The sequence below is a fragment of the Granulicella mallensis genome, from assembly GCF_014203225.1.
Lineage (GTDB): Bacteria > Acidobacteriota > Terriglobia > Terriglobales > Acidobacteriaceae > Granulicella > Granulicella mallensis_A.
In genome coordinates, this window is sequence record NZ_JACHIO010000010.1 from 67,141 (window position 1) to 80,516 (window position 13,376).

7 protein-coding genes are annotated in these 13,376 nt (G+C 57.4%); 5 read left to right on the forward strand and 2 right to left on the reverse strand.

Features of this window, described 5'->3' with window-relative positions:
- The first annotated feature begins 7 nt into the window (after window positions 1-7).
- A complete protein-coding gene (locus HDF15_RS12755) occupies window positions 8-397 on the forward strand; it encodes a GxxExxY protein (protein ID WP_184256094.1) in 390 nt (129 codons plus the stop codon).
- Window positions 398-484: 87 nt separating this feature from the next.
- On the opposite strand, the gene HDF15_RS12760 is transcribed toward HDF15_RS12755, so the two are convergent.
- Window positions 485-1,189 carry a queuosine precursor transporter gene (locus HDF15_RS12760; RefSeq protein WP_184256096.1) on the reverse strand — a complete coding sequence of 235 codons (705 nt, stop codon included), beginning with the start codon at window positions 1,187-1,189 and terminating at the stop codon, window positions 485-487.
- 135 nt (window positions 1,190-1,324) lie between these two features.
- Between HDF15_RS12760 and recA the strand changes: the two genes are divergently transcribed.
- The gene (recA, locus tag HDF15_RS12765; protein WP_014265278.1) at window positions 1,325-2,398 is read left to right on the forward strand and encodes a recombinase RecA; all 1,074 of its coding nucleotides are present in this window, start codon (window positions 1,325-1,327) and stop codon (window positions 2,396-2,398) included.
- A gap of 349 nt (window positions 2,399-2,747) precedes the next feature.
- Entirely contained in the window at window positions 2,748-3,695 is a 948-nt protein-coding gene (locus HDF15_RS12770; protein WP_184256100.1) for a CPBP family intramembrane glutamic endopeptidase, read from the forward strand.
- Window positions 3,696-3,826: 131 nt separating this feature from the next.
- Here HDF15_RS12770 and HDF15_RS12775 read toward each other — a convergent pair whose 3' ends face one another.
- The gene (locus tag HDF15_RS12775) at window positions 3,827-6,070 is read right to left on the reverse strand and encodes a winged helix family transcriptional regulator (protein WP_260331051.1); all 2,244 of its coding nucleotides are present in this window, start codon (window positions 6,068-6,070) and stop codon (window positions 3,827-3,829) included.
- Window positions 6,071-6,368: 298 nt separating this feature from the next.
- Between HDF15_RS12775 and HDF15_RS12780 the strand changes: the two genes are divergently transcribed.
- Both HDF15_RS12780 and HDF15_RS12785 read left to right on the forward strand, forming a co-directional pair.
- The gene (locus HDF15_RS12780; protein ID WP_184256104.1) at window positions 6,369-9,206 is read left to right on the forward strand and encodes an S-layer family protein; all 2,838 of its coding nucleotides are present in this window, start codon (window positions 6,369-6,371) and stop codon (window positions 9,204-9,206) included.
- A gap of 117 nt (window positions 9,207-9,323) precedes the next feature.
- Entirely contained in the window at window positions 9,324-13,184 is a 3,861-nt protein-coding gene (locus HDF15_RS12785; RefSeq protein WP_260331044.1) for an Ig-like domain repeat protein, read from the forward strand.
- The last annotated feature ends 192 nt before the right edge of the window (window positions 13,185-13,376 follow it).

Genomic DNA, 13,376 nt, shown 5'->3' on the forward strand with positions numbered 1-13,376 from the left:
ATTACGCATGTCGCCTGAAGAGCTAAACACGCTGGCAAGGCGAGTGCTTGATGCAGCCTTTCGCGTTCACACAACATTAGGGCCGGGGCTTTTAGAGAACGCCTATACCGCGTGTCTTATCTATGAACTGCGCCGTGCGGGACTGGATGTCAAGACTGAGGTACCCGTGCCTGTCGTATACGAAGGCGTGAAATTAACGGATGTGGGATACCGGAGCGACATTCTGGTGGCGAACGAACTCGTGATTGAGATGAAGTCGTTGGAGGCAATTGCACCTGTGCATCTCTCTCAGTTGATCTCGTATCTCAAGCTTTCAGACCGTCGTCTTGGGTTGCTGCTGAACTTCAACGTGGAGCGGTTTAAGGATGGAATCTATCGTCGGGTAAATGGCCTGTGAAAGCCTTGACGCAAAGGGCGCTAAGAGAAGAGCCAAGTTTCGCCACGGCTATCGTGGCGAAACTTGGCTCCCTTTGCGAACTTTGCGTCAAAGCTTTTCCTGCTGCCCGGTAAAGCGGAACGGATTGAAGTTTGTATGCGCATCGAAGGTATCGATGCCTTCGGCACGCTTTAGCCAGCCGATCACGAGATAGGTCAGCGGCGTCGCCAGCACCTCATAGCCGACCTTCAGCAGGTAGCCCACGACGATAATCTCGACGAGCTTATGGGCGGAGAATACCCCTCCGAAGGTGATGACGATGACCAGCGTGGTATCGACGGCCTGGCCTACGACCGTTGAGCCCACGGTGCGAGTCCATAGCATGCGGCCTTTCGTCAGGAGCTTGAGCTTGGCCATGGTGAAGGAGTTGGCGAACTCACCGGCCCAGAAGGCGATCAGGCTGGCGATGAGGATGCGCGGCAGAAAGCCGAAGACCGTAACGAAGGCCGCCTGGTTATGGAACTCCGGATCGGAGGGCAGCGCGATGACCAGGGCTGAGACGGCGTAGAGTAGCGCGGTCCCGAAGAATCCCAGCCAGATGGCGCGCCGTGAGGCTGCGTAGCCGTAGATCTCGGTGAAGATGTCGCCGAAGATATAGGTGATGGGGAAGAGTACCATCGCGCCGCTGGTGGAGAAGGCCGGAATATGCCAGAACGGCCCGATGCGGATGACCTTCTGCGCGAGCAGGTTCGATACCAGAAGGATCACGACGAAGGCGGTCGTCAGGGCGTCGAGATAGCGGAATCGAGACATGAGATCAGGGTATCGCAGGATGTTGGCGACTTTCGCTTTTCTTTTGCTATGGCCTGGGGGTTAGTGCTAGACTCGGCTTTGACATTTCACCTCGGCGTGACCCCAGCTTGAACCTATCTTAAGGAGATAAACATCGTGGCAGATGACCGCAGCAAAGCCATAGAAACCGCACTTTCTCAGCTTGAAAAGCAATTTGGCAAGGGGTCGGTGATGCGGCTCGGCGCGAAAGAGGCGATTGGGCCAATTTCGGTAATCTCCACGGGGTCGATTTCCTTTGACGCGGCGTTGGGTGTAGGTGGCGTGCCTCGTGGGCGCGTGATCGAGATCTTTGGGCCGGAAAGTTCGGGAAAGACGACCATTACACTGCAGATCATCGCTGAGGCGCAGAAGAACGGCGGCCTGGCGGCGTTTGTGGATGCGGAGCACGCTCTCGATCCAGCTTATGCAAAGAAGTTGGGTGTCGACACCGACAATCTGCTCGTGAGCCAGCCGGACTACGGCGAACAGGCACTGGAGATCGTCGAAGCGCTGGTTCGCTCGGGCGCCATCGACGTACTGGTCGTGGATTCGGTGGCTGCGCTGGTGCCGAAGGCTGAGCTTGATGGCGAGATGGGCGATTCGCACATGGGCCTGCAGGCCAGGCTGATGTCGCAGGCATTGCGCAAACTGACTGGAACAGTGTCGAAGTCGCGCACCAGCCTGATCTTCATCAACCAGGTCCGCGAGAAGATCGGCGTCATGTTCGGCAACCCGGAGACGACGACCGGCGGACGTGCACTGAAGTTCTACTCCTCAGTGCGTATCGATATCCGCCGTGTCGGCGCGGTGAAGGAAGGCGATGTTGTCGTCGGCAACCGCACGAAGGTCAAGATTGTAAAGAACAAGGTCGCGGCACCCTTCCGCGATGCTGAGTTCGACATTCTCTTCGGAGAAGGTATCTCTCGTGAAGGCGACTCGCTGGATCTTGCGGTGCTGCACAATATCGTCGACAAGGCGGGTGCGTGGTACAGCTACCAGGGTGAGCGTATCGGACAGGGCCGCGAGAATGTACGCGGATTCCTGAAGGAAAACAAAGAGGTCTTCGGCCGCATCGATAGCGAACTGCGCAAGAAGCTCGGAATCAAGCCCGCGGATGATGTTGAGATCCCCGCTGCACCCGTCGATGGCCCAGCCCAGGCGGTTGAAGCTGTAAAGACACGCCGCGGATAATTTTGCCTGCAACCCAAGTAAAAGCCGTGACGGAAGATCGTCACGGCCTTACTTTTTTAAATTCCTTCTCAGCGGGCTGGGTGCAGGTTGAAAAGAACTCGAATCATTGCCAATTGAGACCAAAAGGTGGCCAACAAAACTCCTTTGTTATGAGTGCCCCCTTACAGCACCGTTCGCAGCCTCTGAGATCATAAGTTGGCCGAAACGTTTCTAACGGACCATAGCTTAGTTCAGCGTTTCGAGGGGGATCAGATTTAGGCGGATGTCCAGATGCTTTCACGATAGAGAATATTCTTTGTGTGAGGGTGCTACGCTATGAGCTTATTGAAGAATAAGGAGATATGACTCGATGGAGTTTGGTTCCCCCGAAGCTTCACCACCGCTCAAGGTTTCCTATCCGCAAAGCAATTTACGCCGTATATTAGTCGGCCCTCGTGGGCTTCGGGCAGGATGGGGTGCACTTAGCTTTGTGGCCCTATTGATCCTTCTCGGAGCGATAACTTACGGCTTAGTCCGCATTCTCCCACTCCCCGCCTTCGAAAGCGGCGGCTCTGTCACGATGACACCCTTTAATAAGGGAATCGTCGATGCGGTACTACTTGTGATCGTTGTGATTGCGACCTCGATCATGGCACGACTCGAAAAAAGGCAATTGGCAGACTATGGTTTCGGGCGAAGCAACGAACTCGGGCGATTCTTTTCCGGCGCAGGTTGGGGCTTTTTCTTTATCAGTCTCCTTGTTTTTGTACTGTTTGAAACACACAATTTGGTCTTTGAAAATCACCCGATCCGTCTTGGCACTGCATTTCTCTACGGCGTTGAGTGGTTTATCAGTATGTTTTTCGTTGGAGCTTTCGAAGAGACGATCTTTCGCGGCTATCTACAATGGACACTCGCACGCGGCATAACATTTTGGGGTGCCGCCGCCGTTCTAGCGATCATCTTCGGCTCTGCCCACGGTTCGAATCCTGGGGAATCGCATATTGGATTGTTTTCCGCCGCTGCGATCTCCCTCGCTCTCAGCCTGAGTATTTGGTACACGCGTTCCCTGTGGTGGGCTGTCGGCTTTCACACCGCATGGAACTGGGGAGAGACGTTTTTCTACGGAACTCCAAACAGTGGTTTGCTCGCTCAGGGACATCTTTTGTCCATTCGAGCTGAGGGTGCTTCGATTACCAGCGGAGGCTCGGCTGGCCCAGAGGGAAGTGTTTTTGTATTGCCGATAGTCCTGCTCGTAGGACTCGCTATTTATCTAACCTGCCGCCCTCGAATGTCGGCTGCAACCTTGAGGGGGTAACACTGCTGAATCGTCGGACCGTCCGAGAAATCCAGCCTTCATTGCGATTGGCACGAAATCGCCGAGTCGCCTTTCGAACGTCGTCCACCCCGACATAAGCTGGCCACGGTGGCCAAATTATGGGTTATTTTTCACAGGTGCTCGTAGAGGTGCAACAGCTTCATCGGAGGGAAGTCGGCGTCGGCATTTTTCCAGACCTCTTCGAGTTGCTGAAACTGCGCGGCGGCCTCCTGAGAGTTGCCGCTGAGTTGTAGCGTATGACCCAGCTCAAGCTGCGACAGAAGGATGTAGGGCGAGTTGGGAGAGGCGGCGCGGTGGTCGAGCACGCTGCGGAATTCGGCGGACGCCTGTTGCCAGTGGCGGCCCTGGAGATAGGCGAGGCCTCGGTAGTAGGCAGGGGAGAGGCCCATGACGACGACCTGGTCATAGGGACGAGCTGGTTCCAGGGCTTTAATGGCTTCGTCGGGCTGGTTGTGCTGCATGGCGATCGCGGCATTTACGGAGGGCAGTTCCACAAATTGAAGCTGTGTGTCGAGCGGAGATTCGGCGGTGACTTTCCTGGAGATTGCCTCCGCGCGAGGGATCTGTCCGATTCTGGCCAGGGCTAGCGCCGCGCCGGCTTCTACCTCGATATTGTGCGGTGCGTAGTGCAAGGCTTCTTCCGCGAGCTGTGCTGCCTGGGTGGGGTGTCCGGCATCTGCGTCAAGGCCTGCCTGTTCAACGATGATCTCCGCGGCGAATTCGGGCAGATTGTTGGCAATGGCGTTTTGCCTGGCGGTATTGAAACCGCGGTCTGCTTCTGCCTGCCGTCCCCGGTAGAAAGATACGGCAGCGATTTCATTGAGCATGGCGCTTTGTTGTGCTGCGCCCTGCACGAATTGTGCCTGGTGCTGCATCACGGCTTCGTTGTTCTGCACGAACGCACTCTTGTAGCAGACGACATGGAAGGCGACGGCGTTATCGTTTGCATGGGCGGGGTCACTGCAGAGGCGGTTGAGTTCCGTGTAGTTGCCCGATCGCAGGTCGGCCTCGGCAAGGACCGAATAGGGCAAAAGGATGGACGGGTCGAGCTCAATCGCCTTCCGTGCATAAGGGACGGCCTTTTGGGGTTGTCCGAGTATGTTGTACTCGACCGCGAGATTATTGACCGGAACGATGTCGCGCGGGTAGAGGCTCATCCATAGTTGATAGACCTCGATGGCCCGGTGGACTTCGCCTGTGTAGAAGCTGTAGTAGGCGGAGGAGATGTAGAGTTTCTCGCGGTCCGTGGTGCGCTCGCGAAGGTCGAATGCCTTCTGGGCGTAGATGCGGCTGAGTGAGCTCTCTCCGGCATTGGAATAGCTGCGGCCCAATTGGAGATAGGCGAGTGCGAACTGCGGATCGAAGTCGATGGCGAGTTTGTAGAAGGTCTGCGACTCGGTGTACAGACCGGTGGCATGTTTTTCTTCGCCGAGCCGGAAGGCATTCAGAGCGGCGACGGAACTGGTCGTGGCCTGGACCAGCGGAACGCTGAACTTTTGCAGTGATTCTTCAGACTCGCCGAGCCTGAGACGCATCTTCTCGCTGGCCTGACCCAGCGCATCGAGGATGCCGGCCTGGGAGTCGGTTTTTACCGACTCTGTGCCAAGACGGCGGCCGTTGGAACATCGCCAGGCGTCGATCTCCAGTTCGTAGCCTTGGCCGTGCGAGGTGAGCTCGCCGGTCAACAAGGCATGTGCGTTGCTCTGCCGGCAGGCCTGCATCTCTTCCGCGAGGCTGGCATCGGCGTTCTTCAGGAGATGCGCAAAGCTGTCGCGAGATACCAGTCTGAGGTAGGGCGACTCCTCCATCTTGATGCGGAAGGGAAGCGATAGCACATCGTCATAGTTGTGATTGCCGCTGCGGTTGAGGAAGCCGCCGATGGCGACGCTGTCATGGCTATGAATGAGCGGCTGACGCTGACGCCAGATGTAAAAGAGTGCTGTCGCGAGCGGAAGAGCCACTCCGCAGAGAGCGAGGAGGAGGCGGCGTCGTCCTCGGCGCGGTGGGGTTGCCTCCAAAGCTATCTGGGAAGATGGAACGATCTGGAGGTTTCGTGCGACAGGGGGTAGCGGCTCCGCTGGGGAGAGGGCCGGGGTGTCGAAGATCGGAGAGGCATCGCCGATGAACCGGTATCCGCGGCGGGCGATCGTCTCGATAAATTGGGGGGAGGCTGCGTCGTCGCGGAGTGCTTCGCGAAGCTTGGCGGCGGCGACGCGGAGATTATTGTCGAACTCGACGAAGGTCTTCTCGTCCCAAAGCCGGTTGCGCAGCTCTTCCCGGGTGACGATCTGGCCCGGCTGCTCGAGTAGAACGAGCAGCATCCGGAAGGGGATCTCCTGAAGGCGAACCCTCATGCCGTTGTGGAAAAGTACTCCCGCACCGATCCTGACCTCAAAGGGGCCGAAACGATAGCCGTCACAAGGCCGGGGAGATGGAGTTGAAGCGGGGGTCACGGAATCATGATATCAACCCCAAATGGCAGATAAGGCTGGACATGAAACCGGGTTGGATGTGGAAGAGGCTCCAGAAACGGGGTTAGAACTCGTCGAGCCGATTAAGTAAGTTTATGAAAAAGAATAGTTTGTTTGTTAATGGGCTCTTAATAATCAATTTCTTTGACATCCAGGGGGGAGGAAAGTTTATTAGGGGGCAATGCCGACAACCAATCGTAGTGCCCGCGCCTTTGCGATGTCCTTTAGACGTATCTGTGGCCTAACCGTCGCTGTTGTGTGTCAACTTGGATTGCTGCTTACGCCTTCTGCCTTGAGGGCTCAGACGGCGACTGTGTCGATCCTGCACTCGTTTGCAGGGACTACGGATAGCCAAGCACCGAATGCCGCATTGATCCAGGCTGGGGATGGGAATCTGTACGGTACAACCCTCGGAAATCTTTTCACAGATTATGGCTCGCTCTTCCAGATCACACCCTCCGGCACGCTAACTCAGCTCTATTCGTTCTCGGGCGGCAGTGACAGCGCCACACCCTTTGCAAGTTTGATTCAGGGCAGTGATGGGGGACTCTATGGAACGACCTATGGCAACTTGATATCGGGTACCGATGGTTCGGTCTTCAAGTTGCCCTTTGGGGGCACTACGCTGGATACGCTTTTTACGTTTACGGGCGATGCGAATGGAGGTTTTCCTTTCGCGGGTTTGGTAGAGGGCAGCGATGGCAACTACTATGGCACGACCTCAGGAGGGGGGATAGGCGGCACGCTCTTCCGGGTCACTCCTGCTGGGGTGCTGACCACGTTGGTTAGCTTTTCGGGCAGCGGCTTGACTGGCAGTTTTCTTACAAGCCCGCCAGTCGAGTTCACGGACGGCAACTTCTACGGCACAACTAACAGTGGTGGAGTCAGCAATTTTGGGGTCTTCTATCAACTGACGCCCGCAGGTACGTATTCCGCGCTCTATAGCTTTACAGGAACGGGTGACGGCGCCTCTCCTGCCGGCACGCCAGTTGCTGGAAGTGACGGCAACTTCTACGGTGCGACCGGTTCGAATGCATCCGTTACGACACCTGACATGAATGGCACGATCTACAGGATGACACCCGGCGGGGTCCTTACCACGTTACATACCTTCAACGGCACGACGGATGGAGCGGGTCCCGTAGGTCTGATTATGGGAAGCGATGGCAATTTGTACGGAGCTGCTGGCAGCGGTGGCACCAACGGCAATGGAACGCTCTTCGAGGTTACGACCACAGGGACGTTTACGGTCCTATACTCCTTTGGCAGCACGGCGACAGACGGGAATATCCCCGCTGCTCTGCTTCAAGCGAGCGACGGTAACTTCTATGGAACGACTTCTGCCGGTGGTGCGAATGCAGCCGGTACAGTCTTTAAGCTAAGCCCAGCGACAGCGCTCCCTGCTCCCGTGCAAATCACTCCGAGTGCCAGCATGATTCCCCTGGGCGATCCTGTAACTCTGAACTGGCAGGTTCTGAATGCGTTTTCAAACACGATGCGTTACTGCTATGCGAGCGTGCAGACGACGGCTTCTGGTCCTGGTGCCTGGACAGGGTTGCAGACCGGCACTTATAACGCTACAACCCATATCTACTCGGGTTCGGCCACGATTACACCGACGGCCTCAGGCCCCTATACCTATGGTCTGACTTGCGGTGGTGTTGAGTCCGGAACCGCTACGGTTACCGTGGGTGGAGCGCAGACGCTGGTTGTCACTACCAGCAACCTGCCGCAGGCGCGCGTTGATGTGGCTTACTCGACGGCACTGGTTGCCTCGGGAGGCGTGCCACCTTACACCTGGAGCCTGACGGTGGGTTCGCTTCCAGCGGGACTTACCTTGAATGCAAGCTCGGGTGTGATCTCAGGCAAGCCGACAGCGGCAGGCATGGCGAACTTTACGGTCCAGGTAAAGGACTCCGATCCGACTCCGGCGACGGCCACGGCAAGCCTGGGCATGACGGTTGTTCAGCCGCTGGTGATTACGACAATGAGCCTTCCCGCCGTGCGGGTGGGATCGACCTATTCGCAGACCCTGACGGCTACAGGCGGCACACCGCCTTATATCTGGAAACAATCCAGCGGAAATCTTCCCGCAGGTCTCCAACTGTCGTCCGCTGGTGTGATCTCGGGTACGGTGACGGCGGCAGGTCCCGCGACGTTTGCCGTGAGCGTATCGGACTCTGCTGCTCCCGTTGCACAGTCTGTGACGGGCAACCTGAGCATCGTTGCGGAGCCGCTCATCGTTCCTACAGGTGCTGTGACCCTGAGTCCGTCGACGATCTCGATCGGGCAGACGACCACGGTGACGCTGAACCTCTCGGCTCCGGCAGGATCTCCTGTTGCGACGGGCAATGTTCAGTTCGTAGCCAATGGTGCGAACTTCGGCTCGCCGGTGCCGGTGGTGAATGGCTCGGCTTCTCTGACGAGTCCGGCGTTCAACGCGACGGGCAGCTATGAGATTACGGCGAACTACACAGGCGACCCCAACTACATGGCGCTGAACTTTCCGCCCGCCATCCTGGCGGTGACGACAGCTCCGGCGTTGGCGATCCAGGCGACGCCCAGCGTGCTGAGTGCAACGTCGGGAGCGTCGGCTACGACGAGCATCGCGGTCTATAACGCGAATGGTGCGGCGATCAAGTTTGCGTGCAGTGGATTGCCCGTGAATGCTGTCTGCAACTTTGGCCCGCTGAGCTCCTCGGGTACGACGTCGCTACAGATTGCCGCTTACACCACAGCCAGCCTGTCCCGGCCTGAGTTGCGCGGACGGTCCATCGCTCTGAATCTCGCATGGTTGTTGCCCGGAATGCTTGCACTCGGAGCTTTCACGCGCAAGCGACGGCGGATCGTACTGCTGGGAATAGCGGCCCTGTTGCTGGTGGCTACGACGTCTCTGAGTGGATGCTCTGGAGGCAGTCCTGCCACGGCGGATTCGCCGAAGGGAACCAGCTCTGTCGTGGTGACAGCGACTGTGGGATCGCAGACGGCTTCCACCCTGATTACGTTGACCGTGCAGTAAAGACACGAATGCAGGGCAGTCGATACTGACCCTCTTCCACTTCTCTTTCTCTAAGGATGGTTCATGACGCGCATTCGTTCTTTTACTTCAGCTTGCTGCAGGAGTTCCCTGGCGTTGATGTTGTTAGGCGCCTCCATGGTGTCGGTTCAGAGGATGTCAGCTCAGAGCGTCAAGGTCGCCTCGCGCGTTACCGCCGCGGTGGACAACAACGTTCGTACAACGCTGAAGGGAAATACTCCCTTTCAGGTGCAGGCTTCTTCCGATCGTGGAGCGCTGCCGGATTCTACGCCGGCCAACAGCATGCTGATCGTGCTGAAGCGCTCGGAGACGCAGGAGATGCAGCTTCGGCAGACCATGAATGACCTACATAATCCGGCGTCGGCCAGCTATCACAAGTGGCTGAAGCCGTCGGATTTCGCGCAGCAGTTTGCTCCCGCGGACCAGGATGTTCAGGCGGTGTCGAACTGGCTGGCGAGCCAGGGCTTTACGGTAAATCAGGTCTCGAAGGGCAAAGCCGCGATTCAGTTTTCGGGTACGGCGGGGCTAGTGCGCAATTCGTTTCACACGGAGCTACATACGTATGTAAGGAACGGTGTCACCTTCCACTCCAACAACCAGGACCCGCAGATTCCTTCCGCGCTGGCTCCTGTTGTCTCGGGTATTGCTGCGTTGAACGACATCCAGCCCCAGAGCCATACACGCATCCTCGGTAAGGCCAGTTTCAACCCGAAGACCCATGCAACCGTGCCGCAGTGGAGCTATCCGGCTGATGCGGGCGGAGTGTACCTCACCGTGGCACCGGGTGACTTTGCTCTGCAGTACGACGTAAACCCCATCTACAAGGCGGGCTATACCGGAACCGGCGAGACCATCGGCATTGTGAGCCAGGCGAATGTCGACAACACCGTGGTGAGCAACTACCGCAAGCTCTTTGGTTTCTCCCCTACAAATTTGCCTTCGACGATTGTGGATGGATTCGATCCTGGAACCAACGGGGATGGTGCGGGAGATGAGGCGGATCTGGATGTCGAAGTAAGTGGCTCCGTTGCTCCCGATGCAAAGATCCTGCTGTATACGGGGTATGACACCTCGGTGACCTCGGGTCTGTTTACTGCGGCGATCCATGCCGTAGATGACGATACGGCGGATGTGATCAGCATGAGCTACGGCATCTGCGAGCCGACGCTGGGGCTGTCCGGCAATCTTCTCTTCAATAACCTGTGGTCGCAGGCTGCGGCTCAGGGCGAGTCTGTCTTTGTATCTAGCGGCGATAGCGGTTCGGCAGGTTGCGACAATGGACAGACACAGGCACAGGGTGGGATTGCTGTAAATGGCATCGCCTCCACCCCCTATAACGTTGCCGTAGGCGGAACGGATTTCTACTACAGCAGTTACAACTCGGGCAACTTCCAAAGCCAGATCGATCAATATTGGAACACCACCGGAAGTACCGGCCCGATGGTTTCCTTATTGCAGCCTGTGCCGGAGCAGCCATGGAATAATGCCTTCGGCTTGAATGTAGCCGGTGGTCCTACCGACCAGACGACCTCCAGCGGCAGTGGCGGCATGAGTAGCTGTACCGAGGGTACGGAAGACCCGTCTACCGCCAGCATCCTCTCCCCGACGGGCAAGTACATCTCCTGCAGCGGTGGGTATGCCAAGCCTTCATGGCAGACGGGTGCGGGTGTGCCGAAGGATGGCGCGCGCGATATCCCCGACGTGAGCTTGTTTGCTGCGAATGGATATAACTTCTCTTACTGGCCTATCTGTGTTGCGCCGACAGATTGCTCCACAGCGAATCTTGATCCGACTACGGGCGCTGTCACGATTACCGGTATTGGTGGAACCTCGGCTTCTGCTCCAGCCATGGCCGGTATCATGACGCTGATCGATCAGGCACAAAAGGGCCGGCAGGGAAATCCGAACTATGTGCTGTATGCCCTGGCGGCCCAGGTGCCTTCGGCCTTCCACGATGTGACGGTGGGAAGCAACAACGTTCCCTGTGTGACGGGTTCCGCCAATTGCACGCTGGATACGAATGGCGATGGTTTCTATTCTCTGCAGGTATATCCCGCAGGCGTCGGATACGATCTTGCCACTGGCCTGGGATCGATCGATGCCAATGTTCTGCTGACGAACTGGAACAAGGTCACCTTCAAATCCACGGCCACGAACCTGACGCTTTCGTCGACAACCTTTGCGCATGGCACACCGGTTACGGTGACGTCGACGGTTGTCTCCTCCGGCGGAACACCCACCGGTTCGGTGGCCCTGGTGAACACGACCACTCCGGCCGGTGCAGGGATTGGCACGATCGCCCTGGCCTCCGGAACAGGGCGGGCGCTGCTTACCTCTCTTCCTGCGGGGAACTATAGCCTGGTGGCGCAATACGGCGGCGATGGCACCTTTGCTGCCAGTACGTCCATGCCCGTCAGCCTGACGGTGACGCCTGAGAGTTCAGCCGTGGCCGTTTCGGGTACCTACTTCGGTCTGGATTCGATGGGGAACACACTGCAGGGAGTTCCGTTCACGAACGGCATCACCGCGCAGTATGGAAGCTTCTTCGATATTGATGCGAAGGTGTATGGAGCTTCGTCGAGTGCGGCTGCTCCGGATGGAATTGCTACGGGAGTGATTACGGTCATCGATAACGGCACGCCGCTCACGACGCTGAACCTGAACTCATATGGGTTAGCGGAACTCCAGACAGGTTCACTGGGGGCTGGAACACATAGCCTGGTCTTCTCCTATGGTGGAGATGGCAGCTTCAATGCTTCACAATCGGCGGCGTACACCATCACCGTGGTGAAGGGGGTACCGCAGATTTATATCGGCAATTCCGTACCGGCGGCTGTACCGGTCAATGGAACGCTGTCGGTTCCAGTTGAGGTCTCGAGTGCGAACGGTCAGTTGCCTGTAGGCGGAGCAGTAACTGTAACGTTCGGAAGCAAATCTCAGACAGTTACCTTGACGCAGTTCAACTTTGGCGGCCTGGTCAATACAGGTACAGGAACGGCTACGTTCAACGTAGGAGCCGCAGGAAGCTATAACCTGGACGCTTCTTATAGCGGCGATGCGAACCTGCAGACGGTGAGCAGTGCTTTCGATCCCAGTACGATTACGGTGTATACCAACACGCTGGCAACAACGACAACGACCGTAACGCCCAGCGCCACTTCGCTCAATGCCGATGGAACGCTGAACATAACCGTCAAGGTAACAACGACAGGGCCACAGATTCCGACGGGTAGTATCGACCTCTTTCAGGATGTGTTTTTCCAGCAGATTGTTGTGCCGCTGGATGCTACCGGGACGGCTGTCATTCCTACACCGCCCTCTGCGATCCTTGGAAATGGGCCGGTGCAGTTTACGGCGTCGTACACGGGCGATCACTACAACTCCCCCAGCGTAAGTGCGCCGGTTACGGTGAACGCGAATGTTGGCGATTTCTCCCTGGTTCCCGGCAGCTCGCTGGTCAGCCTCAAGAGTGGCAGCACAGGGAGCACCACTGTGGCAGTCGGCGCGCCTTATGGGCAGCGTCTGACGGGTTTGGTTGCACTGCAGTGCGCTACTTCGTCGCCCAACCTGACGTGCGCCTTCTCCAGTTCCACGTTGACGCTGCCTTCCGATCCGACGCTGGTAGCGACGACGACACTGACCTTTACCGCTGTGCCTCCGGCCTCTGCGAAACTCAACCTGCACGGCGAATGGCTTGGCGGAGGCGCGACCCTGGCGCTGCTGGGGCTCATCCTGCCGATGCGGCGGCGGGGACGGCGGTTTGTGGGTGTGTTCGCTCTGCTCCTGCTGGCTAATGTTGCCGTGCTTGGACTAAGTGGGTGCTCTGGAAGCAGTCCCACTCCTGTCCCAACAACTCTTCCTGCTGCTTCCCCAACCGCAGCTGGGAACTACACGGCAACGGTGACGGCGACTACCTCGGGGATCACTCATACCGTGATCGTGCGGGTGGCTGTGAAATAACGGGTGTTGTTCTTTGAAGGCGGAATGAGAGCGGTTTCGTCTCTCATTCCGCCCTTTTTTGTAACGAGGAGGTTCTTCTTTTTCAAACAGGAATGGGAGAATCGATTTAAGGCGATGATTGTCTCGATCTTGCATGATGCCAGGCTGTCAGGCATTGCAATGGATACGCCTTCGCCGGTAGACTGTTACTAC